Genomic DNA, 23,827 nt, shown 5'->3' with positions numbered 1-23,827 from the left:
TGGCGGGCCTTGTCAAACCAGCAGCAGGATCATTCCCACTCAATCGTTGCCGGCGGCTTGCTGGAGATGTCGTAGGTTACCCGCGAGACCCCGGCAATTTCATTGATGATCCGGTTCGATACGGTTTCCAGAAACTCGTAGGGCAGGTGCGCCCAGCGGGCGGTCATGAAGTCGATGGTCTCCACCGCGCGCAGGGCGATGACCCATTCGTAGCGGCGGCCGTCACCGACCACACCAACCGATTTGACCGGCAGGAACACGGCGAAGGCCTGGCTGGTCTTGTGGTACAGATCGGCCTTGCGCAGCTCTTCGATGAAGATATAGTCGGCGCGGCGCAGAATATCGGCGTATTCCTTGCGCACTTCGGCCAGGATCCGCACGCCCAGGCCCGGGCCCGGGAACGGGTGGCGATAGACCATATCGTAGGGCAGACCCAGTTCCAGGCCGATCTTGCGCACTTCGTCCTTGAACAGTTCACGCAGCGGCTCGACCAGTTCGAACTGCATATCTTCGGGCAGGCCGCCGACATTGTGGTGCGACTTGATCACATGGGCCTTGCCGGTCTTGGCCCCGGCCGATTCGATGACGTCGGGGTAGATAGTGCCTTGAGCCAGATACTTGATGCCCTGCAGCTTGGTGGCTTCCTCATCGAACACCTCGATGAAAGTGCGGCCAATGATCTTGCGTTTGTCTTCCGGGTCGGTGACTCCGAGCAGGCGTGACAAGAACTTGTCTTCAGCGTTGGCGCGGATCACCTTGACGCCCATGTTCTCGGCAAACATGGCCATGACCTGTTCGCCTTCATGCAGACGCAGAAGACCGTTGTCAACGAATACGCAGGTCAGTTGATCGCCTATGGCCCGGTGCAGCAGGGCCGCCACCACAGAGGAGTCGACTCCACCGGACAGGCCAAGCAGCACCTTGGCGTCGCCAACCTGGGCACGCACCTGGGCGATGGCATCCTCAACGATATTCGACGGTGTCCACAGCGCTTCACAGCCACACAGGTCAAGGATGAAACGCGACAGAATCCGCAGCCCCTGCTTGGTGTGGGTCACCTCGGGGTGGAACTGCACGCCGTAGAAGTTCCGGCTTTCGTCGCCCATCGCGGCAATCGGGCAGCTCGGAGTACTGGCCAGGATGTGGAAGCCTTCGGGTAGGTTGGCCACCTTGTCGCCGTGGCTCATCCACACGTCCAGCGACAGTACGCCATCATCATCGATATGATCTTCGATACCCGACAGGAACGGGCTCTTGCCGACAATATCGACCCGCGCATAGCCGAACTCGCGCTCCTCGGAGCCCTCAACCTTGCCACCCAACTGCTCGGCCATGGTCTGCATGCCGTAGCAGATGCCCAGCACCGGCAGACCCAGCTCGAATACTACCTGCGGCGCACGCGGGGTGTCGTCCAGGGTCACCGACTCGGGGCCACCAGCGAGAATGATGCCACGCGGGGCGAACTCACGAATCGCCGCTGCGTCCATGTCCCAGGGATGGATTTCGCAATAGACGCCGATTTCCCGCACCCGGCGGGCAATCAGTTGGGTGTACTGCGAACCGAAGTCCAGAATCAGGATACGGTGGGCGTGGATGTCGTGCTGAGACATGAGCTTTCCTCTGGAAAATGACATATGGCTGCGCTGAAAGCTGAAGGCTGGAAGACCCGTCTCCGTGCACGCAGGAGCTTGTCTTCCAGCCTTCAGCCTCAAGCTTTCAGCAAAAGAACCTCAACCAACCCGATAATTCGGTGCTTCCTTGGTGATCTGCACGTCATGCACGTGCGACTCACTCATGCCGGCGCCGGTAATACGCACAAACTCCGGCTTGGTACGCATTTCTTCAACGGTGGCACAGCCGGTATAGCCCATCGACGCGCGCAGGCCACCCATCAACTGATGGATGATCGCCGCCAGCGGCCCCTTGTAGGGTACCCGGCCTTCGATGCCCTCAGGCACCAGTTTTTCGGCACCCGCGCTGGAGTCCTGGAAATAACGATCTGCCGAACCGCCACCGGCGTTGGCCATCGCCCCCAGAGACCCCATGCCACGGTAGGCCTTGTAGGAACGGCCCTGGAACAGCTCGACCTCGCCCGGCGCCTCTTCGGTGCCGGCGAACATAGAGCCCATCATCACCGCCGAAGCACCAGCAGCAATGGCCTTGGACAGGTCACCAGAGAAACGGATACCGCCATCGGCAATCAGTGGTACGTCAGTATCCTTGAGTGCTGCGGCAACATCGGCGATGGCTGAAATCTGCGGCACACCGACACCAGCAACGATGCGGGTGGTACAGATCGAACCTGGGCCAATGCCCACCTTGACCGCGTCAGCCCCGGCCTCGGCCAGCGCGCGGGCAGCAGCGCCGGTGGCAATGTTGCCGCCGATCACCTGAATCTGGGGGAAGTTGTCTTTAACCCAGCGCACCCGGTCGATCACACCCCGGGAATGGCCGTGGGCGGTATCGACGATGATCACGTCGACGCCGGCAGCCGCCAACGCGGTGACACGTTCCGGGGTATCTGCACCGGTACCGACCGCCGCACCTACGCGCAGACGACCCTGGTCGTCCTTGCTGGCCAGCGGATAGGCACGAGCTTTTTCAATGTCATTGACGGTCATCATGCCGCGCAGGCGGAAGTTGTCATCGACAATCAGGACCCGCTCAATCCGGTGCTTGTGCAGCAGCTTGCGCACTTCCTGCAGTTCGGCACCTTCCTTGACCGTCACCAGGCGCTCCTTGGGAGTCATGATGTCGCGTACCCGGGCATCCATGTTGGTTTCAAAGCGCACGTCGCGCGAGGTGACGATGCCGACCAGATTGTCGTTGTACATGACCGGCACACCGGAAATGTTGTTCTGACGGGTCAGATCGAACAGTTGACCAACGCTGGCATCGGCATCGATGGTGATCGGGTCACGAACCACGCCGGACTCGTAGCGTTTGACCTTGCGCACTTCGGCCGCCTGCTGCTCGATGGTCATGTTCTTGTGAATGATCCCCATGCCGCCTTCCTGGGCCATGGCAATGGCCAGACGCGCTTCAGTCACGGTGTCCATGGCAGCGGACAACAGCGGGATATTCAGATCGATCTGCCGGGTGAGCCGGGTCTTGAGACTGACATCCTTGGGCAGTACTTCGGAATATCCGGGCACCAACAGAACATCATCGAAGGTAAGGGCTTCTTGGCTAATACGCAGCATAGCAGGGCTCCCGAGCGGGAAAAATGGAAGCGCGCCATTATACCTATCGCAGCGCCACCACTCAATCGCATTCGTCAGTCATGATCACAGAGATTTTTGCCCCCTTGCGGCGGTTGTGAGCGCAGGGCAACAGCCCCTAAGATAGCGGCATGAATGATGACCAGCTTTTTCAGCGCCTCAGTCGCGAGCGCGAAGTACTTACCATCAGCCAACTCAACGCCAGGGCCCGCAGCCTGCTGGAAGAGGTATTCCCGCAGATCTGGGTTGAGGGCGAGCTGTCGAATCTGGCCCGCCCGTCGTCGGGTCACCTGTATTTCACCCTCAAGGATGCCAAGGCCCAGGTCCGCTGCGCACTGTTCCGCCAGCATGCCCAGCGCGTACGCATGGATCTGCGCGACGGTCTGCAGGTCCGTGCCCGCGGCCGGGTGAGCCTGTATGAGGGCCGCGGTGACTATCAGTTGATTCTCGATAGCCTGGAACCAGCCGGCGACGGCGCCCTGCGCCAGGCCTTCGAGGCGCTCAAGGCCCAGCTTCAGGCTGAGGGGTTATTCGCCGCGGAACGCAAGCGCCCGCTCCCCAGCCACCCGCGTCGGATCGGAGTGATCACCTCCCCCAGCGGCGCGGCGATTCGCGACATCATCAGCGTATTCGGCCGTCGGGCACCCTATATCGAGTTGGTGATCGTTCCCACCGCCGTTCAGGGCCGTGAAGCCGCGCCGCAGATCGTCCGCGCCATCGAGCGTGCCGAGCGTGCCGGCTTCGATGCGTTGATCGTGGCCCGCGGCGGCGGCTCGCTGGAAGACCTGTGGCCGTTCAATGAGGAAATCGTCGCCCGGGCACTGGCCGCCTGCCAGACGCCAACGGTCAGCGCCGTCGGTCACGAGACCGATTTTTCCATCAGCGATTTTGTCGCCGATGCGCGCGCGCCTACCCCATCAGCCGCCGCCGAATTGCTGAGCCCCGACGGTCAGGCCATGTTGCGCCAGTTTCAGCTGTATCAACGCCAGTTGCAGCAGCGCCTGCACGAACGTCTGGCCCGCGACCACTTGCGACTTGATAGCCTGCGCCGGCGCCTGCGCCACCCCGGCGAGCGTCTGGCACAACAGGCCCAGCGCCTGGATGACCTGGAACTGCGCCTGCGGCGCGCCCACAAGCAATTTCTGGCCCACCAGCAGCAGCGCCTGGAACGCTTGGGCGCGCGCTTGCAGTTGCAACACCCCGGCCGCCAGCTGGGGCTGCTGAGCCAGCAGTTGGAACACCTGCGCCAACGCCTGCCACGTGCCATGCAGCAGAGTCTGCAACAGCGCCGCCAACGCTTCAGCAGCCTGGCCCAGACCCTGCATCTGGTCAGCCCGCTGGCAACCTTGGGGCGTGGCTACAGCATTTTGCTCGACGATCAGGGCCAAGCCATTCGCAGCGCCGCACAGACCCGGGCTGGCCAGCACCTGAAAGCCCGCCTGCACGATGGCCAGCTCGATCTCAGAGTCGAAGCCCCCACCCCGCACACCTTATCTCTGCTGGATTGATGCCCATGCGCCACCTGTTTGCCCTGATTCTGCTGTGCTCCCTGAGCCTGCCGGCCCTGGCCGAAGGCGGATTTATTACCCGCCTGCTGAACAAGCCGGTTCCCGGCGGCGTGGCGGTAATAGCCCTGCCAGAACAACCCCAGGCGCCGCGCGTGCGCTATCAGGACCACCCGGTACTGGTGATTCGCGAGGACGGCAAGCGCTGGATCGCCATCGTCGGCATCCCGCTGTCGGTGCAACCTGGTCAGCAACAGATTGAACTGGGCGACGGCCAGCATCTGAACTTCCAGGTCAATGATCGTCATTACCCGGCCCAACACATCACCCTGCGCAATCAGCAGCACGTTACTCCTGACCCGGCCCACCAACGGCGCATTCAGCGCGAACTCGACGAGCAAATTCAGGGTTACCAGAGCTTCAGCCCGCGCCAACCCAGCAACCTGCTGTTCGATCGGCCGGTAGACGGGCGTCTGTCGAGCCCGTTCGGCGTGCGCCGATTCTTCAATGGCGAGGAGCGCAACCCGCATTCCGGGCTTGATTTTGCAGTCCCGGCCGGCACCCCGATCAAGGCCCCGGCAGCGGGCACGGTCATTCTGGTCGGCGATTACTTTTTCAATGGCAAGACGGTGTTCGTCGATCACGGCCAGGGGCTGATCAGCATGTTCTGTCACCTGTCGGCGATCGACGTCAAGGTCGGTGACGAACTGCCCCGTGGCGGGCATATCGGCAAGGTTGGCGCCACCGGGCGCGCCACTGGACCACACCTGCACTGGAATGTAAGCCTGAACAACGCCCGGGTCGATCCGGCGATTTTCATTGGCGCCTTCATGCCTTGAGCCTGCCGGGCCGCGCAAGCCTGATGCGCAAACCCGGCCTCAAAAGCAATAAAATCCACCAATAGCCATAACAGCGCTATAAATCACCATTTTTTAAAACACTATTGAAATCAAACTTCAGCAGAATTACCTTCTACTGCAACAAAACCTCAAATACACCCGTTTCAGTCACGCCCACAAGGCGCTATGGAACCTCTGAAAAACGAGGTTTCTATTTTTTTCAGGAAGCCCGGCCATGACCATGCTCACAGACCCGTCCAGCAAATACCGTGCGTTCCAGCCGGTCGACATCCCCGACCGTACCTGGCCGTCGAAGACCATCACCGAAGTGCCTGTCTGGTGCAGTTCGGATCTGCGCGACGGTAACCAGTCGCTGATCGAACCGATGGACCCGGCCAAGAAACTGCGGTTCTTTCAGACGTTGGTCAAGGTTGGAGTCAAGCAGATCGAAGTGGCCTTTCCGTCAGCCTCTCAAACCGACTTCGACTTCGTCCGCACCCTGATTGAAGATGGTCATATTCCTGACGATGTAACCATCCAGGTTCTGACCCAGGCCCGCGACGACCTGATTACCCGTACCTTTGAGTCACTGCGCGGTGCCAAACGGGCAATTGTGCATGTCTACAACGCCACCGCACCGAGCTTCCGGCGCATCGTCTTCAATCAGGACAAGGCTGGCGTGGTCGCCATTGCGGTAAATGCTGCCAAGCGCATCCGCGAGTTGGCGGCGCAGCAGCCCGAGACCGAGTGGACCTTCCAGTACTCGCCGGAGATTTTTACCTCCACCGAACTGGAGTTTGCCGTTGAAGTCTGTGACGCCGTGCTGGATGTCTGGCAACCGACGCCTGAGCACAAGGTGATCCTCAACCTGCCGGCCACCGTGGAAGTTGCCACCCCGAACATCTACGCCGACCAGATCGAGTGGTTCTGCCGCCATATCAGCCGCCGCGACAGCGTGTTGATCAGCCTGCACACCCACAACGACCGTGGCACCGGTGTAGCCGCCACCGAACTGGGCCTGCTGGCCGGTGCCGACCGGGTCGAAGGCTGCCTGTTCGGCAATGGCGAGCGCACCGGTAATGTCGACCTGGTAACCCTGGCGCTGAACATGTACACCCAGGGCCTGCACCCGGGGTTGGACTTCTCCGACATCGACGCGGTGCGCAAGGTGGTTGAAGAGTGCAACCAGTTGCCAGTGCACCCACGTCATCCCTATGTCGGCGATCTGGTTCACACTGCCTTTTCCGGGTCGCACCAGGATGCGATCCGCAAGGGTTTCGTCCAGCAGGATCCGAACGGCATCTGGGAAGTCCCCTACCTGCCTATCGATCCGGCCGATATTGGCCGCAGCTACGAGGCGGTGATCCGGGTCAACAGCCAGTCCGGCAAGGGCGGCATTACTTACCTGCTTGAGCAGGAATACGGGATCAGTCTACCACGTCGTCTGCAGATCGAATTCAGCCAAGTGGTCCAGGGTGAGACCGACCGTCTGGGCCTGGAGATGACCGCCTTACAGATTCATGAACTGCTCGACCGTGAATATCTGCAGGCGACCACGCCCTATGCACTGATTCGTCACCGTCTGCAGGAAGAGAACGGCACTTCGGCGGTAGATATCGAAGTACTCAGTCATGGTGAAACCCTGCATTGGCGCGGCATCGGCAAGGGTCCGCTGGAGGCGCTGGTGGCCGCCCTGCCGGTCCAGGTTGAGGTGATGGACTATCATGAGCACGCGATTGGCTCGGGTACCAACGCCAAGGCGGCGGCTTATATCGAGTTGCGTCTGGACGGTCAGCGTCCGCTGCACGGGATCGGTATCGACGAGAATCTGACCACGGCCAGCTTCCGCGCCCTGCTCAGCGCCCTCAATCGGGCCCTGCGCAGCGCCGATGAACAGGCGGCCTAGAAACCAATAGGCCGCTCCGGCTGATAAGCCAGGAGCGGCCTGCGTTCGGTCAGCGCTTGTCCTTGCTCTTTTTCTTGGCCTTCTTGTGGTGACTCATCAACCGGCGCTTCTTGTTGACCTGACGCTCGGTCAGGGTGTTCTTGCGCTCGGCGTAGGGGTTGTCGCTGCTCTTGTACTCGACCCGTAGCGGCGTGCCGACCATCTTCAACACCTTGCGGTAGGTGTTCTCCAGATAACGGGTATAGGAGCGCGGCACGCTGTCTACCTGGTTACCGTGGATTACGATAATCGGCGGGTTGGAACCGCCCAGGTGAGCGTAACGCAGCTTGATCCGCCGCCCGTTGACCATCGGCGGCTGGTGCTCGGTGACGGCATCTTCGAGAATCTCGGTCATGCGCCGGGTCGGAACCTTGGTCATGGCACTGGCAAAGGCCTGGTCGACCGATTTGTAGAGCAGCCCCACACCACTGCCGTGCAGGGCGGAAATGAAGTGAATGTCGGCAAACTGGGCGAAGATCAGCCGCCGCTGCAGCTCAGTCTTGACGTAATCCTTCTGCTCCTCGGCCAAGCCGTCCCACTTGTTGACCGCAATCACCAGCGCCCGCCCGGCATCCAGCACAAAGCCCAGCAGATTGAGGTCATGCTCGACGATCCCTTCACGGGCATCGACCACGAAGATCACCACGTTGGCGTCCTGAATCGCCTGCAGTGTCTTGACCACCGAGAACTTCTCGATCGCCTCGAAAATCTTGCCACGCTTGCGCACCCCTGCGGTATCGATCAGGGTGTAGGGCTTGTCGTGGCGGTGATAGGGGATATAAATGCTGTCGCGGGTGGTTCCGGCCTGATCGAACACCACCACCCGATCCTCACCGAGCATGCGATTGACCAGGGTTGACTTGCCGACATTGGGTCGGCCAATCACCGCGATCTTGGTCCCGATCGGCTCGACCACCTTGCGCTCACGCGGCAGTGGCTGACCATCGGCATCCAGTTCCAGCTCCTCGTCTGCCGCGCCATCAGCCAGCACCGCTTCAAGCATCGGGTTGATATTGCGCCCATGGGCTGCGGCAATCGGGATCGGCTGACCCAGACCAAGAGCGGCGAACTCACCGAGGATCGCATCCTGATCGGCACCGTCAATTTTGTTGGCGATCAGGAAGGTATGCTTGTCACGCTTGCGCAGGTGCTCGGCGATCATCTCGTCGGCGGCGGTGCGCCCGGCCCGGGCATCGACCATGAACAGCACCGCGTCGGCCTCCTCGATGGCCTGCAGCGATTGACCGGCCATGACCTGATCAATGCCCTGCTCGTCGCCACTGATACCACCGGTATCGACCACGATATAGGACTTGCCCTGCCAACTGGCCTCGCCGTACTTGCGGTCACGGGTCAGCCCGGCGAAGTCCGCCACCAGGGCATCGCGACTCTTGGTCAGGCGATTGAACAGGGTCGATTTACCGACATTCGGACGCCCGACCAGGGCAATGACAGGAACCATGTTTACTCCGTGCGCAGTGGGCGCTAACAAATAAAACGGCCGCTGCGCACAAACGCAGCGGCCGGAGAAGTATAACCGCTTTTCGGCTATTTCAGTTTCAGCGCAGCCAGATCGCCACTGTTACCGAAGACGTACAGGGTGTCGCCCAAAGCAATCGGCGCTACCCGCACGCCCTTGCGATCAACCCGGATGCGACCGACCAAACGGCCGTCGGTCTGGGCCAGCAAGTGCACGTAGCCTTCGAAGTCAGCCACGGCAACATAGCTACTGAACGCTACCGGTGCGGTCAGTTGACGACGCATCAGGCTCTCATTGCGCCAGAGCGAGTTGCCACGATTCTGGTCAACCGCCTCAACCACGCCATTGGCGTGACTCACATAAACGCTGCCAAACCCGGCCGCCGGGCCAACATAGCTGGACACCGGACGCTGCCAGCGCATGTTACCGGACTCGGCATCCAGCGCCGCCAGGTTGCCCTGGAAGCTGGCCACGTAAAGGTTCTGACCAGACAGCAGCAGATCTCCATCGATATCGACCATCCGCTCCAATTCCGAGCGGCCCTGGGGCTGAGCAATGCGCTCTTCCCACAGCGGGATACCACTGTCGGCTGCCAGCGATACTACCCGGCCACTGGCCAATCCAGCGTAGACCTGGCGCAGGCTAACGACCGGAGTGCTGGTACCGCGCACGGTCAACACCGGCAGACTGGCTTCGTAGATCCAGCGCTGATCGCCACTGGAAATATCCAGCGCAACCAGTTTGTCATCCTGGGTCTGGACCACCACCACGTCGCCATTGGTTTGCGGCGGAGCCAGCACTTCACTGGAAACCTGGGCGCGCCACAACTCGCTGCCGTCGTTTTCGTCCAGGGTGATCACCTGACCATCCAGTGTCCCGACCATGACCCGGCCACCGCCGGCCCCAACAGCCCCGGACAGTGGTTCCTTGAGCCGCACCTGCCAGCTTACCGACCCGGTATCACGATCCATGGCAACGACCCGGCCACGAGCATCGGCGGCATACAAAGCCAGACCATCCAACGCAGGAGTCAGGGTGTTGTACAGCTTGCCCTGGCCAACACCGATGTTGCGTTTCCAGCTACGCTCCAGGCTGACCTCGGCGGTAAATTTTTCCAGCGGCGCAGGCGGCAATTCCTTTTTGCTGGAGCTACCGCACCCGGCCAGAACCAGAGCCGACAGACCAACAGCCAGATACCGAGACATCAGTTTCACTAGGCTTCCTCCGCCAGATCATCGAGCTTGAGTTGCAGTTGCGGACGCGCACGTGGATCTTCCAGCGCTTCAAGCGCGGCCTGATAGGCACTGCGTGCCTCGGCCTGACGCCCCAGGGTTAGCAGCAGATCACCACGGACCTCTTCACGCCCAGCCAGCAGCTCGCCGCTGACTGCGCCATTAAACAACGCCAAGCCTTCCTCAGCCCGCTCCTGCTGAGCCAGAACTCGAGCCAGGCGCTGGCGGGCAATTTCCTGCAAAGTTTCATCGCCACGTCGCTCAACCACTTCGCGCAGCAAGGCTTCGGCCCCGGCAAAATCGTCAGCCTCTACCGCCAGGCGCGCTTGCATCAGCGCGGCGAACTGGGCATAACGGGTTTTCGGGTAGTCGCTTCGCAGTTGCTCGGCCAACTCCGCCGCCCGGGTCCGGGCCTGCACCGACTCATCACCCAGCACGGCTTCGAGCATGGACTGATAAAGCGCCGAGGCATTGGCCGACTGGGCTGACTGATAGTTGTTCCAGCCATTCCAGCCGAACACCCCGGCCAGAGCCAGCACTACCCCGGTCAACAGAGGCATGCCGTGCCTGTTCCACAGCTCCTTGAGCTTTTCTACCTGTTCTTCTTCTGTTTGATAGGTCACGCTTCACTCCTTCGCGGGTCAATCGACCGTTGGCCCGTTTACAGTAATTCATCCAGCCGTGCCGGCAGCGCCTGCCAGTCCAGCAACTCCTGCTCGGCGTCGCTACGCAGCGGTTTAAGCCCGACCTGCTGGCTAGCCGCTTCGTTCTCCCCCAGAATCAGCGCATAGAGCGCACCGGACTTGTCGGCTTTTTTGAACTGACTCTTAAAACTGCCGCCGCCACAATGCACCACCAGACGCAAATCAGGCAAGGCATCGCGCAACTGTTCGGCCAGACCGAAACCGGCCTGTACTGCCTGATCACCCAAAGTGACCAGATAGACATCGACCTGACGAGCCAGTTCAGCCGGCACCTTGCCCAATGTTTCGATCAACAGCAGCAGCCGCTCAACCCCCATGGCGAAGCCTACCGCCGGAGCCGGCTTACCGCCGAGCTGCTCGACCAGCCCATCGTAACGGCCACCGGCACAGACCGTACCCTGGGCACCCAGCCGGTCGGTGGTCCATTCGAACACGGTCAGACCGTAGTAATCCAGCCCGCGCACCAACCGTGGGTTAACCACGTAGGGGACACCAGCTGCATCCAGCAGAGCCTTGAGCCCGGCAAAATGTTCACGAGCCTGCTCATTGAGGTAGTCGGCCAATTTTGGCGCATCGGCCAGCAGCGCCTGGGTCGCAGCCACCTTGCTGTCGAGAATCCGCAGCGGATTGCTGTCCAGGCGGCGCTGGCTGTCTTCATCAAGCTGATCGAAGCGCTCGCGCAGATAGGTCACCAGATCGGCCCGGTAGCGCGCCCGGTCCTCGCTGGAGCCCAGACTGTTCAGCTCCAGGGTTACCGCCTCGCGCAGCCCCAGTTGCTGCCACAACCGCCAGCACAGAATGATCAGCTCGGCATCAACATCCGGACCGGTAAGGTTGAAAGTTTCCACCCCTATCTGGTGGAATTGGCGGTAACGGCCTTTCTGCGGGCGCTCATGGCGAAACATCGGCCCTGTGTACCAGACCTTGTGGCTGAGCCCACCGCCGAGCAGGCCGTGCTCGAGCATGGCCCGCACACAGCCTGCAGTCCCTTCGGGGCGCAGCGTCAGGGAGTCACCATTGCGATCAGCAAAGGTGTACATCTCCTTCTCAACGATATCGGTTACTTCACCAATCGAGCGCTTGAACAACTCGGTCGACTCGACGATCGGCAGGCGAATCTGCTGGTAGCCGTAGCCGCCCAGCAGCTTGGCCACAGAAGATTCCAGATACTGCCACAAGGCGCTGTCGGCCGGCAGGATGTCGTTCATGCCGCGCACGGCTTGCAGGGTTTTCAATGCTTGTTTCCTTCACTCAGCCACGGGCGATGGTATTGGCGTCCAGCGCCTGCTTTTCTGCGACCTTGTCGCGGATCATCTTTTCCAGGGTATCGACCAGATTGGCGTTGTCGACCTTGCCATCGGGACTGCCATCGCGATAAATCAGGTTGTTCGGGCTGCCGCCGGTCAGGCCGATATCGACCTCCTTGGCTTCGCCCGGACCGTTGACCACGCAGCCGATCACCGCCACATCGAGCGGCACCAGCACATCTTCCAGGCGCGACTCCAGCTCATTCATGGTCTTGACCACATCGAAGTTCTGCCGCGAACAACTCGGGCAGGCAATGAAGTTGATCCCACGCGAGCGCAGCCGCAACGACTTGAGAATATCGAAGCCGACACGGATCTCCTCGACCGGATCAGCGGCCAGGGAAATGCGAATGGTGTCACCAATACCCTCAGCCAACAGCATGCCAAGCCCAACCGATGATTTCACTGTACCACTGCGCAAACCACCGGCTTCAGTGATCCCCAAGTGCAGGGGCTGTTCAATCTGTCTGGCCAACAGCCGGTAGGCGCCAACCGCCATGAACACGTCTGAAGCCTTGACGCTGACCTTGAAGTCCTGAAAATCCAGCTTGTCGAGATGGTCGACATGCCGCAGCGCCGACTCAACCAAAGCCTCTGGCGTCGGCTCACCGTATTTTTTCTGCAGATCCTTTTCCAGCGAACCGGCGTTGACCCCAATGCGAATCGGAATACCATGGTGACGCGCAGCATCGACCACCGCCCGCACCCGGTCCTCACGACCGATATTGCCGGGGTTGATGCGCAGGCAGTCAACACCCAGCTCTGCCACCTTGAGGGCGATTTTGTAATCGAAATGGATATCGGCCACCAGAGGTACATTGACCTGCTGACGAATGCGGCCGAACGCTTCGGCGGCTTCCATGCTCGGCACCGAGACCCGGACAATATCGGCGCCCACCGCTTCCAGGCGCTGGATCTGGTCGACCGTTGCCGCCACATCGCAGGTTTCGGTATTGGTCATGCTCTGCACCGAAATTGGCGCATCACCACCGACCAGCACCGAACCGACGCGAATCTGCCGGGACACCCGGCGCTTGATGGGGGATTCGTGGTGCATAAGAAACCTCTTACTGGCCCAGCCGCAGGCGAGCCACGCCCGACTGACTGGTGGCCGACAAATCGACCGGCTGGCCCTGAAATTCGATCGACTCGACTGCATTGACCGCGCCGATCACCAGATCCAACGGCCCGCTGTGGGCCAGCTCCAATGACTGCCCGGCCTGCATCAGCGCACTGTGCAGCACTTGACCGCCAGGGGCGCTGACCTGCAACCAGCAACTGTCGCGAAAACGCATCCGCAATCCATTCGCAGTTGCCACAGGTTCAGCTTGTGCAGACATATCAACTGCTGACTCAGCATCAGAGGCGAGTTCAGACGCCAAATCCCCTGCATCACGGTCATCAGACGCAGCTTGCCCAGTCGCCTCGCGCTCGAGCAGTTCAATGGCCGGACTACGCACCGGGCTGACACTTTCCGGCAGGGTCATGGCATCGACCTGGACCTCTTCAATCAAACGCTCAGGCAATTCGCTGACCGGTGCCGGTGGCGCCAGATTGCGTTTCTCCTGCCACCACAGCAATGCCAACACCAATAGGACCAGCACAATCACGATACTGCTCCAGCGCATCAACTGCCGCGTCGCTCTGGGCGGATGCTGAACCCGACCGATGCCGCTGACCTGACGCTCGCGCGTCTTGATTCCACGGAAACGATCAAACTCCTGTACCAGGCGGGCTGGATCAAGCAACAACAAACGGGCATAGGCCCGCACATAACCACGAGAGAAGGTGTCACCTGGCAGCCGATCGAACTCACCTGCTTCCAGGTGTTCAACCATGCGTCGGGACAGCCGCAGCCCCTCAGCCACCTGGGCAATGCTCAGGTTCTGAGCTTCACGCTCGGCACGCAGAATCTCACCCGGGTTGACCGTAATGGCAGGTGCCTGGGGCTCTTCATCAGGGAGGTGCTCTACGCTCATCGCGTCTCCGAAGCCTGCAACGCCTGTGCCTCCGGACTGGCCGGATAGAAGCGACGCAATTGCAGGGCATAGCTGGCGGCCCGGCTGTGATCCTCGAACCGACGCGCCAGCTGGATACCGAGCCACAGGCTCGATGCATCCTGACCGGACAACTGAACGAAGCGACGGTAGTGATCCCAGGCGGGCACATAATTTTGGTCTTCGAACTCCAGCCGTGACAATTCCAGCAACGCCATCGGCTGACGGCTGTTGAGGCGCAGCGAACGCTCGAAGTGTTGTTTGGCAGCCTCGCGGTTACCCTTACGCAGGTAGGCCAGCCCGAGGTTTTCGAATACTCGCGAACGCTCACCGTACAGACGGTTCTCGGCAGCCCGCTGCAGATACTGCAGCGACTCGTCATAGCGCTCACGCTCAAGCAAAAAAGCCCCGAAATTGTTCAACACTCGGGGATTGTCCGGCTCACTGGCCAGCGCTGCACGGAAATGCTTTTCTGCGCTGTCGTACTCGCCTTCCTGCTGGAACACCAGCGCCAGAGCGATATTGGCCGAGGATGAACGCGGATCGATCTTCAGAGCCTCACTGAGTGGAGCCTTGGCCCGCTCGGTCTCGCCTTCCTGCAGATAACCCAAGCCAAGCTGAATGTAGGCGTCAAGGGCGGCCTCGGAGTCCACAGCACGGCGTGGCTGGTCCATGGTGGTCATACAGCCACCCAGCGCCAACAGCATGACGGCTCCTGCGATCTTCAACGTCTTCATCAACATCCTTCCTCGTTGGTCGATTAACGGCTGGGATTGACTGGCCCAGGCTCAGCACTGGCATCCGAAGCCAGCTGTCGCACCGCGATGTAGCGCTCGCTACGTCGGGTCCGGTCCATCACCTGGCCAACCAGTTGCCCACAGGCGGCATCGATATCGTCACCACGGGTGGTCCGCACAGTCACGTTGAAACCAGCCTTGTGAAGCATGTCCTGGAAGCGCCGGATGGCATTGTTGCTCGGCCGTTCATAACCCGAATACGGAAAGGGGTTGAACGGGATCAGGTTGACCTTGCAGGGGATGTCGCGCAGCAAGGCGATCACCTGCTCGGCATGCTCAGGCTGATCGTTGACATCCTTGAGCAGGGTGTACTCGATGGTCAGCACCCGCTTCTCGCCCAGCCGCGAGATATAGCTCTGGCAGGCAGGCAACAGCACTTCCAGTGGATATTTCTTGTTCAGCGGCACCAGCTTGTCACGCAGCGCATTGTTCGGTGCATGCAGTGACAGCGCCAGAGAGACATCAATGTCTTCGGCCAGCTTGTTGATCATCGGCACAACACCGGAGGTCGACAGCGTGACCTTGCGCTTGGAAATGCCATAGCCCAGGTCATCCATCATCATGCGCATGGCATCGACGACGTTATCGTAGTTGAGCAGCGGCTCGCCCATGCCCATCATCACCACATTGGTGATGGCCCGATCAATCTTGGCCGGTACGGTACCGAACGACTTGTTGGCGATCCATACCTGGCCAATGATCTCGGCCACGGTCAGATCGCTATTGAATCCTTGCTTGCCAGTGGAGCAGAAGCTGCAATCCAGGGCGCAGCCAGCCTGCGACGACACACACAGGGTGCCACGGCCGTTCTGCGGGATATACACGGTCTCCACGCAGCTACCGGAGGCCACGCGCACAACCCACTTGCGCGTGCCATCCTTGGAGATGTCCTCGCTGACCACTTCCGGGCCGCGTATCTCGGCGCGGGCCTTGAGCTTTTCACGCAAGGCCTTGCCGAGATTGGTCATCTCGTCGAAATCATCAACACCGAAGTGATGGATCCACTTCATCACCTGGCCGGCGCGAAAGCGTTTCTCTCCGAGTTCCTCGAAGAAGGCCTCCAGTTTCGGCTGGGTCAGGCCCAGCAGATTAATTTTGCCGGTTGCATCGGTCATGGCGGTCACATCACTTGATCAGTGTCGAGGGCGATGCTCAGCGAGTACGCGGGCACAGCTCGGTTTCGGCGAAGAAGTACGCCACTTCACGGGCAGCCGAAGTGGTCGAGTCCGAGCCGTGTACGGCGTTGGCGTCGATCGACTCGGCGAAGTCGGCACGAATGGTACCGGCGGCGGCTTCTTTCGGGTTGGTGGCACCCATCAGCTCGCGGTTCTTCAGTACAGCACCTTCGCCTTCCAGCACCTGCACAACAACCGGGCCGGAAGTCATGAAGCCAACCAGATCCTTGAAGAACGGACGCTCTTTATGCTCGGCGTAGAAGCCTTCAGCGTCGGACTGGGACAGCTGCACCATCTTGGCAGCCACGACACGCAGACCGGCCTGCTCGAAGCGGCTGACGATCTGACCGATCACGTTCTTGGCAACGGCATCGGGCTTGATAATGGACAGGGTGCGTTCAACAGCCATGGGAAACTCCAGACAGATTTTTGATCAAAGGGGGTTAAGTAAACTTGTTAACCTGCGGATTATACGCAGGTTGACTACAAAAGCGTAACCGCCGTCGAGCGGAGCCTCGCAGCGATTTGCATACAGGTATTTCCACCGCCAGCAGTGCACAACAACAGGGCTGTCGGCTAGCGTGACGACCTCAACGGCCGGCACGCAAACGCGTGACCACCTCACACAGCATCTCTGCTGCGCGATCAACCTCCTGCTCGCTGGTAAAGCGCCCCAGTGACAGACGCAGCGAGCTGTGCGCCAACTGGTCCGAAACCCCGATACCACGCAGCACGTAGGACGGTTCAACCGAAGCCGAAGTACAGGCAGAGCCAGTCGACAGGGCCAGATCCTTGAGCGCCAGCAGCAGCAACTCGCCATCCACACCAGCAAAACCCAGATTGAGATTGTGCGGCACCCGGCGTTCGGCACTGCCATTGAGACTGACACCATCTAGTCCGGCCAGCCCCGCCAGCAGCCGGTCATGCAAAGCACTGATACGCGCACACTCTTCGTCCATCAACTGGCCAGCCAAGGCAAAAGCCTCGCCCATGCCGACCAACTGATGGGTCGGCAAGGTGCCCGAGCGCATCCCCCGCTCATGACCGCCACCATGAATTTGTGCTTCCAGCCGCAGCGGCAAGCCACGGCGGACAAACAAGGCACCAACGCCCTTGGGACCATAGGTTTTGTGGGCACTGAACGACATCAGGTCAACCGGCAGGCGCTTGAGATCGATCGGCAGTTTGCCGGTGGACTGCGCTGCATCAACATGGAACAGCACCCCTCGCTCATGGGCCACCGCCCCCAACGCTGCAATGTCGTTGATGGTGCCGATCTCGTTGTTGACGTGCATCAGCGAAACCAGAATGGTGTCATCACGCAGCGCCGCCGCCAATTGCTGCGGCTCGATGACGCCCTCGCTACCGGGGCTCAGATAGCTCACCTCGAAGCCTTCGCGCTCAAGCTGACGACAACTGTCGAGCACCGCCTTGTGCTCGATTGCCGAGGTCACGATATGCCGACCGCGCTCGACTAGCGCATGGGCCACGCCCTTGATCGCCAGGTTGTCCGACTCGGTAGCGCCAGAAGTCCAGACGATTTCGCGCGGATCAGCACCGACCAGATCGGCGACCTGTCGACGGGCCAACTCGACAGCTTCCTCGGCTCTCCAGCCATAGATATGCGAGCGTGAGGCCGGATTGGCGAAGTTGCCATCCAGAGTCAGGCAGGCCAGCATTTTCTCGGCCACCCTCGGATCTACCGGGGTAGTCGCAGCATAATCCAGATAAATCGGCATCATCATGACTCACCCCTGCCGTTCGGACGACGCAGCATCCTCGGTCAACGGCGGCACAGTCTCGGGTTGATCGTCCTTGAGCGGCTCAAAGTCATGGTCATCCAGGGTCGGCAGATCCTTGCCACAATAATCGCTACCCAGGTCGCTGAGCGCCTTGCACATCCCCTCCAGCCGGCCATCGACCGCATGCAGATGATCGAGCAGTTGACCAATTGCCTTGGCCACCGGGTCGGGCATGTCGCGACTGACCCCATAGGCATCGAAACCGATTTTCTCGGCCATGGCCTGGCGCCGGGCGCTTTGCTCATCAACCGGCTCGTCCGGCTCCTTGAGAATGATCCGCCCAGGAATCCCCACTGCTGTGGCACCAGCCGGCACAGCCTTGGTCACCACCGCATTGGAGCCAATCTTGGCGCCTTTGCCCACGGTAAAAGGCCCCAGCACCTTGGCCCCGGCACCCACCACCACACCATCTTCCAGCGTCGGATGACGCTTGCCCTTGTTCCAACTGGTTCCGCCCAGGGTTACGCCCTGGTACAGGGTGACGTCATCACCGATCTCGGCCGTTTCGCCAATCACTACGCCCATGCCGTGGTCGATGAAAAAACGCCGCCCGAGCCGGGCGCCCGGATGAATCTCGACGCCGGTCAGCCAGCGGGCGAAATGCGACACCATGCGAGCCAACAACCGGGCATTACGGGTCCACAAGGCATGCGCAATCCGGTGCAGCCAGACCGCATGCAGCCCGGGATAGCAGGTCAGCACCTCAAAGGTGTTGCGTGCTGCCGGGTCGCGGTCAAATACACCAGCGATGTCTTCCTTCATGCGCTTGAACATGTTCAACGTCTCCGCTCACCGGCCGCAGGCGCGCCGATGGCTTTCTGGGTTTCGGTCAGGATACCGCGCAGGATGTTCATTTCCATCCGGTTGAGTTGCACCCGTCCATACAAGCGACGCAAACGCGGCATCAACTGCCTGGGTTTCTGAGGGTCGAGGAAGCCAATTTCAACCAGCACTTGCTCCAGATGAGCATAGAATTTTTCCAACTCTTCTGCGGTGGCCGGAATTTCGTTATGGATCGCCGTGGTCTCGATCTTGTGCATCTTGGTCGGCTGCCCCTGCTCACTCAGCCACAGCATACGCAGCTCATAGCTGAGCACCTGAACTGCGGCAGCCAGATTCAGCGAACTGAAAGCCGGGTCCGAAGGGATATGGACATGATACTGACAGCGCTGCAACTCTTCACTGGTCAGGCCCGAGTCCTCGCGCCCGAACACCAGAGCCACCGGTGCCTCCGGCGTCTCGCCCAACTGCTCAAGCACTCTGCCCGCTGACTCGCGCGGATCCAGCACCGGCCACGGAATCCGCCTGTCCCTGGCACTGGTGCCAAGCACCAAAACGCAATCGGCAATGGCCTCCTCCAGCGTCGCCACCACGCGCGCCTGCTCAAGCACGTCATCGGCGCCCGAGGCCCTGGCCCGTGCCTCCGGATCGGGAAAACGCACCGGATCAACCAACACCAGTTGACTCAAGCCCATGTTTTTCATGGCCCGGGCGGCGCCGCCAATGTTGCCGGGGTGACTAGTATTGACCAGCACAATGCGGACGTTGTCGAGCACGATGATCTCCAGGCAGGGAAGGAACTCTGCATCTTACAAAAGCACGCGGCAGATGACCATTCATGTACGCAGAGCTTTCTGCTACACTTACCGGCTTTCCCCGTTCCTTTACATTTCGAGATAGCCCTATGCAGCCGATGCTGAATATCGCTCTGCGCGCCGCGCGCAGCGCGGGAGAACTGATTTACCGCTCCATGGATCGCCTGGACGTTCTCACCGTTAGCGAAAAGGATGCTCGCGACTACGTGTCGGAAGTCGACCGTTCCGCCGAACAAACCATCATTCAACATCTGCGCAAGGCCTATCCCGATCACGGCATCCACGCCGAAGAGTCCGGCTTTCAGCCGGGCCGCGGCGACGGTGCCGACATTGTCTGGATCATCGATCCGCTCGACGGCACCACCAACTTCCTGCGCGGCGTACCGCATTTCGCCGTCAGCATTGCCTGTCGCATCAAGGGCCGTATCGAACATGCAGTGGTTCTCGACCCGGTTCGCCAGGAAGAGTTTACTGCCAGCCGCGGCCGTGGCGCAGCACTCAACGGCAAGCGTCTGCGCGTGAGCAGCCGCAAGACTCTGGACGGCGCCCTGCTCGGCACAGGCTTCCCATTCCGCGACAACCAAATTGATGCACTGGACAACTACCTGGGCATGTTCCGCAGCCTGGTTGGCCAGACCGCCGGCCTGCGCCGCTGTGGCGCCGCCAGCCTGGATCTGGCCTACGTCGCCGCCGGTCGCTATGACGCATTCTGGGAATTCGGCCTGGCCGAATGGGACATGGCCGCCGGCAGCCTGCTGATCCAGGAAGCTGGCGGACTGGTCAGCGACTTCACCGGCGGTCATCATTACCTGGACAAGGGCAATGTCGTCGCCGGCAACCCCAAGTGCTTCAAGGCCGTCCTGACAGCCATCCAGCCGCACCTGACCCCGGCGATGAAGCGCTGATCAGGCGGCTGCCGACCAGTCAGAAAAGCGACTTCGGCAAGTAACAAAAAAGCCCACCCCGATATCGGCAGTGGGCTTTTTTGTGTCCGACCAATCTAGGGCCGGTCGTCCACCGCTTCCTCGACCTGTGGAGGAATCAGGTCCTCGCGAGTCAGATTCATGGTAACCAGAAGGCCGTTGGCAACGAAGATCGATGAGTAGGTACCGACACACACACCGATCAACAGCGCCGTAGCGAAGCCATGGATGTTCTCGCCACCGAAGAAGAACAGCGCCAGCAGCACCAGAATGGTCGAGAACGAGGTCGCCAGAGTCCGGGCCAGGGTCTGGGTAGTGGAGACGTTGATCACCTCGATCAGATCGGCCTTGCGCATTACCCGCAGGTTTTCCCGTACCCGGTCAAATACCACGATGGTGTCGTTCAGCGAGTAACCAATCACCGCCAGCAATGCCGCCAGCACGGTCAGGTCAAACGACAGGCCGAACAAGGCGAAAAAGCCCAGGGTGAAGATCACATCATGGAACAGCGCGGCAATCGCCCCTACTGCGAACTTCATCTGGAAGCGCAGCGACACGTAGAGCAGAATCCCGCCCATGGCCAACAACATCCCCAGACCACCCTGATCGCGCAGTTCCTCACCCACCTGCGGCCCGATGAACTCGACCCGTTTGACAGTGACCTCGCCAGCGTCTTCGCGCTGGATCATCCGGGCGATCTCACTCCCCAGATTCGGATCCTCACTGGCCAGACGTATGATCACATCGGTACTGGCGCCGAAGTTCTGTACTACCGCATCTTCCCAGCCTGCTGCGCGCAGAGTCTGGCGGATAGACTCAAGGTCCGCCGGCTCATCATAGTTCAGCTCGATCAGTGCACCACCAGTGAAGTCCAACCCCAGATTGAGGTTCTTCACCACCAGGCTGCCGATCGAAACCAGCATGAGTACGGCAGCGACTACGAAGAAGAACTTGCGCAGCGCCATGAAATTGATGGTTTTGATATTCATGATGCGCTCCTCACAGCCACAGCTTCTTCACGTCGCGACCGCCGACGCTGAGATTGACCATGGCCCGGGTAACCAGAATGGCACTGAACATCGAAGTCAGAATGCCCAACGACAGCGTTACGGCAAACCCCTTGACCGGCCCCGAGCCCATGGCGAACAGGATCACCCCCACCAGCAGGGTGGTCAGGTTACCGTCGACGATCGCCGAGAAGGCCTTGTCATAGCCTTCGTGCACAGCCCGCTGAATGCTGTTGCCGGCGCGAATTTCCTCACGGATACGCGAGAAGATCAGCACGTTGGCGTCGACCGCCATCCCCAGGGTCAAGACGATACCGGCGATACCGGGCAGAGTCAGCGTGGCGCCCAGCACCGACATCAGCGCCAGCAGCAGCACCAGGTTGAAACTCAGAGCGATGCTGGCAAAGATGCCAAAGGCACGGTAGACGATGATCATGAAGATCAGCACCAGCGCAAAGCCGACCTGGGTAGCAGTTACCCCCTTGGCAATGTTCTCGGCCCCCAGGCTCGGACCAATGGTCCGCTCTTCGACAAAGTACATCGGTGCCGCCAGGCCACCAGCGCGCAGCAGCAACGCTAGTTCCGAGGCTTCGGCCGGCGAGTTCAGGCCGGTGATCCGGAACTGGTTGCCCAGCGTGCTCTGAATGGTGGCCAGACTGATGATGCTCTTGTCCTCGACGAACGCCGGGACTTCAACGGTCTGCATCACCCCGTCAACTTCCTGCTGTACGGTCCGGGTGATCTGGCGCTGCTCGATGAACAGCACCGCCATGCCACGACCGACATTGGTCCGGGTGGCGCGGGTCATCAGCTCCCCGCCGTGTCCGTCAAGACGGATATTGACCTGCGGGCGGCCATTCTCATCGAAATTGGACTGGGCGTCAGTTACCTGATCACCGGTCAGGATGATGCTGCGCTCAACGTCTGCCGGCGGGCGGCTGCCATCGCGGAATTCGAAGGTTTCGATGGTCGCCCGGGCAGCATCCGGTTCGGCGGCCAGGCGGAACTCGAGGTTGGCGGTCTTGCCGAGAATCCGCTTGGCCTCGGCAGTATCCTGCACACCAGGCAGCTCAACCACGATGCGGTTGGCACCCTGACGCTGCACCAGCGGCTCGGCCACGCCCAGCTCATTAACCCGGTTACGCACGGTGGTCAGGTTCTGACGCACCGAATACTCACGAATCTCGGTCATCTCGGCGTCAGTCAGGGTCAGACGCAATACCTGAAGATCTTCACGGGTACCGGTGGAGAGCTGGAATTGGCTGTACTGACGATTGATCAGGCGCTGGGCAGCGCTAAGCTGGTCGGCTTCGGTAAAACCGAACTGCAGGGTATTGCCCTGATTCGGCAGGCTGCGGTAGCGAATGCGCTCATTACGCAGCAGGCTGCGCAGCTCGCTTTCGTAGACATTGACCCGATTCTCGACCGCTTTGTCCATATCCACTTCCAACAGGAAGTGCACCCCACCGGACAGGTCCAGACCCAGCTTCATCGGCCCGGCCCCGATATTCATCAACCAGTCAGGCGTAGTGGGTGCCAGGTTCTGGGCCACCACGAACTGATCTCCCAGAGCACGGCGCACCACATCCTGGGCCGGCAGCTGATCGCCACGATTGACCAAGCGGACCAGGCCGGAGCGGCTCTGCTGCCCTAACTCGGTACCCTTGGTTTCAATACCGGCATCACGCAAAGCCTGATCTATACGATTCAGATCACGCTGTTCGATGGTCTGGGTGGAGCTGGCGCCGGAGATCTGGATCGCCGGATCATCCGGGTACAGATTGGGTGTGGCGTAAACCAGGCCGAGCGCCAGCACGGCCACGATTAACAGGTATTTCCACAGCGGGTAACGATTGAGCATATCAGGGGCCTGATAACGATCAGGGCGCCATGCAGCGCCCGGATTGGGAGTCAGAGAAGATCAGATGGCTTTCAGAGTGCCCTTGGGCAGCGCGGCAACCACAGCGCCTTTCTGGAATTTGAGCTCCTGGCCATCACCTACTTCCAGCACTACGAACTCGTCGGTCACTTTCTTGACCTTGCCGAGGATGCCGCCACCGGTAACTACTTCATCACCGACGTTCAGGCTGCCGATCAGGTTCTTGTGTTCCTTGGCCCGTTTGGCCTGCGGACGCCAGATCATCAGATAAAAGATGACCAGAAAACCAATCAGAAAAATCCACTCGAAACCACCACCGGCCGGCGCACCGCCTGCGGACTGGGCCATGGCATTGGGGATGAAAAAGCTCATGTGATACTCCTGTTATATAAAACGGCAAGCAAGGGTTAATGGGGCTT

The 23,827-nt window shown here is 60.5% G+C and carries 21 protein-coding genes; 4 read left to right on the top strand and 17 right to left on the bottom strand.

From position 1 onward, the window contains the following. Nucleotides 1-29: 29 nt before the first annotated feature. Both guaA and guaB read right to left on the bottom strand, forming a co-directional pair. Nucleotides 30-1,610 (bottom strand): glutamine-hydrolyzing GMP synthase, encoded by a 1,581-nt coding sequence (guaA, locus tag C2846_RS00225; RefSeq protein ID WP_080049569.1) that lies wholly within the window; start codon nucleotides 1,608-1,610, stop codon nucleotides 30-32. Nucleotides 1,611-1,730: 120 nt separating this feature from the next. Continuing rightward, a complete protein-coding gene (gene guaB / locus C2846_RS00220; RefSeq protein WP_080049568.1) occupies nucleotides 1,731-3,203 on the bottom strand; it encodes an IMP dehydrogenase in 1,473 nt (490 codons plus the stop codon). Between the two features lie 149 nt (nucleotides 3,204-3,352). On the opposite strand from guaB, the gene xseA reads away from it, so the two are divergent. The 3 genes from xseA to leuA all read left to right on the top strand — a co-directional run bounded on the left by xseA (nucleotide 3,353) and on the right by leuA (nucleotide 7,471). Beyond that, on the top strand, nucleotides 3,353-4,729 hold the full coding sequence (xseA, locus tag C2846_RS00215; protein ID WP_080049567.1) for an exodeoxyribonuclease VII large subunit: 1,377 nt from the start codon (nucleotides 3,353-3,355) through the stop codon (nucleotides 4,727-4,729). Between the two features lie 5 nt (nucleotides 4,730-4,734). Next, nucleotides 4,735-5,565 carry a peptidoglycan DD-metalloendopeptidase family protein gene (locus tag C2846_RS00210; protein ID WP_080049566.1) on the top strand — a complete coding sequence of 277 codons (831 nt, stop codon included), beginning with the start codon at nucleotides 4,735-4,737 and terminating at the stop codon, nucleotides 5,563-5,565. Between the two features lie 235 nt (nucleotides 5,566-5,800). Beyond that, nucleotides 5,801-7,471: a 2-isopropylmalate synthase gene (leuA, locus tag C2846_RS00205; protein WP_119700408.1), complete on the top strand. Its 1,671-nt coding sequence runs from the start codon at nucleotides 5,801-5,803 to the stop codon at nucleotides 7,469-7,471. Between the two features lie 49 nt (nucleotides 7,472-7,520). Here leuA and der read toward each other — a convergent pair whose 3' ends face one another. The 12 genes from der to trmJ all read right to left on the bottom strand — a co-directional run bounded on the left by der (nucleotide 7,521) and on the right by trmJ (nucleotide 19,560). Then, complete coding sequence (gene der / locus C2846_RS00200; protein WP_080049564.1) at nucleotides 7,521-8,972, bottom strand: ribosome biogenesis GTPase Der; 1,452 nt, start codon at nucleotides 8,970-8,972, stop codon at nucleotides 7,521-7,523. 86 nt (nucleotides 8,973-9,058) lie between these two features. Beyond that, nucleotides 9,059-10,195, bottom strand: a complete 1,137-nt coding sequence (gene bamB, locus C2846_RS00195; protein WP_119700545.1) for an outer membrane protein assembly factor BamB — start codon at nucleotides 10,193-10,195, stop codon at nucleotides 9,059-9,061. Nucleotides 10,196-10,203: 8 nt separating this feature from the next. Then, a complete protein-coding gene (locus C2846_RS00190) occupies nucleotides 10,204-10,845 on the bottom strand; it encodes a YfgM family protein (RefSeq protein WP_119700407.1) in 642 nt (213 codons plus the stop codon). Nucleotides 10,846-10,883: 38 nt separating this feature from the next. Then, on the bottom strand, nucleotides 10,884-12,161 hold the full coding sequence (gene hisS / locus C2846_RS00185) for a histidine--tRNA ligase (RefSeq protein ID WP_269434109.1): 1,278 nt from the start codon (nucleotides 12,159-12,161) through the stop codon (nucleotides 10,884-10,886). 16 nt (nucleotides 12,162-12,177) lie between these two features. Next, on the bottom strand, nucleotides 12,178-13,290 hold the full coding sequence (gene ispG, locus C2846_RS00180; protein WP_080049562.1) for a flavodoxin-dependent (E)-4-hydroxy-3-methylbut-2-enyl-diphosphate synthase: 1,113 nt from the start codon (nucleotides 13,288-13,290) through the stop codon (nucleotides 12,178-12,180). A 10-nt stretch (nucleotides 13,291-13,300) separates the two neighbouring features. Next, entirely contained in the window at nucleotides 13,301-14,212 is a 912-nt protein-coding gene (locus tag C2846_RS00175; protein ID WP_119700406.1) for a RodZ domain-containing protein, read from the bottom strand. After that, nucleotides 14,209-14,967 carry a type IV pilus biogenesis/stability protein PilW gene (gene pilW / locus C2846_RS00170; RefSeq protein ID WP_231705581.1) on the bottom strand — a complete coding sequence of 253 codons (759 nt, stop codon included), beginning with the start codon at nucleotides 14,965-14,967 and terminating at the stop codon, nucleotides 14,209-14,211. Before pilW ends, C2846_RS00175 begins: the two co-directional genes overlap by 4 nt. 23 nt (nucleotides 14,968-14,990) lie before the next feature. Further along, nucleotides 14,991-16,142: a dual-specificity RNA methyltransferase RlmN gene (gene rlmN / locus C2846_RS00165; RefSeq protein WP_080049559.1), complete on the bottom strand. Its 1,152-nt coding sequence runs from the start codon at nucleotides 16,140-16,142 to the stop codon at nucleotides 14,991-14,993. A 37-nt stretch (nucleotides 16,143-16,179) separates the two neighbouring features. After that, complete coding sequence (ndk, locus tag C2846_RS00160) at nucleotides 16,180-16,611, bottom strand: nucleoside-diphosphate kinase (protein WP_080049558.1); 432 nt, start codon at nucleotides 16,609-16,611, stop codon at nucleotides 16,180-16,182. Nucleotides 16,612-16,792: 181 nt separating this feature from the next. After that, entirely contained in the window at nucleotides 16,793-17,947 is a 1,155-nt protein-coding gene (locus C2846_RS00155; protein ID WP_119700405.1) for an IscS subfamily cysteine desulfurase, read from the bottom strand. A gap of 3 nt (nucleotides 17,948-17,950) precedes the next feature. Then, complete coding sequence (gene cysE, locus C2846_RS00150; protein WP_119700404.1) at nucleotides 17,951-18,778, bottom strand: serine O-acetyltransferase; 828 nt, start codon at nucleotides 18,776-18,778, stop codon at nucleotides 17,951-17,953. Nucleotides 18,779-18,780: 2 nt separating this feature from the next. After that, nucleotides 18,781-19,560 (bottom strand): tRNA (cytosine(32)/uridine(32)-2'-O)-methyltransferase TrmJ, encoded by a 780-nt coding sequence (trmJ, locus tag C2846_RS00145; protein WP_420848992.1) that lies wholly within the window; start codon nucleotides 19,558-19,560, stop codon nucleotides 18,781-18,783. Between the two features lie 128 nt (nucleotides 19,561-19,688). Between trmJ and suhB the strand changes: the two genes are divergently transcribed. Further along, nucleotides 19,689-20,504: an inositol-1-monophosphatase gene (gene suhB / locus C2846_RS00140; protein ID WP_080049554.1), complete on the top strand. Its 816-nt coding sequence runs from the start codon at nucleotides 19,689-19,691 to the stop codon at nucleotides 20,502-20,504. 95 nt (nucleotides 20,505-20,599) lie between these two features. Here suhB and secF read toward each other — a convergent pair whose 3' ends face one another. Genes secF through yajC form a run of 3 tightly spaced genes read right to left on the bottom strand, consistent with a single transcriptional unit; the run spans nucleotide 20,600 to nucleotide 23,780 of the window. Then, nucleotides 20,600-21,511: a protein translocase subunit SecF gene (secF, locus tag C2846_RS00135; protein WP_119700403.1), complete on the bottom strand. Its 912-nt coding sequence runs from the start codon at nucleotides 21,509-21,511 to the stop codon at nucleotides 20,600-20,602. Nucleotides 21,512-21,521: 10 nt separating this feature from the next. Then, entirely contained in the window at nucleotides 21,522-23,390 is a 1,869-nt protein-coding gene (gene secD, locus C2846_RS00130; RefSeq protein WP_119700402.1) for a protein translocase subunit SecD, read from the bottom strand. A gap of 60 nt (nucleotides 23,391-23,450) precedes the next feature. Further along, nucleotides 23,451-23,780, bottom strand: coding sequence for a preprotein translocase subunit YajC (yajC, locus tag C2846_RS00125; RefSeq protein ID WP_080049550.1), 330 nt, complete (start codon nucleotides 23,778-23,780; stop codon nucleotides 23,451-23,453). Between the last annotated feature and the right edge of the window lie 47 nt (nucleotides 23,781-23,827).

The sequence above is a fragment of the Pseudomonas jilinensis genome (genome assembly GCF_003586265.1).
Lineage (GTDB): Bacteria > Pseudomonadota > Gammaproteobacteria > Pseudomonadales > Pseudomonadaceae > Halopseudomonas > Halopseudomonas phragmitis.
This window is presented reverse-complemented; position numbering and strand designations above follow the sequence as displayed.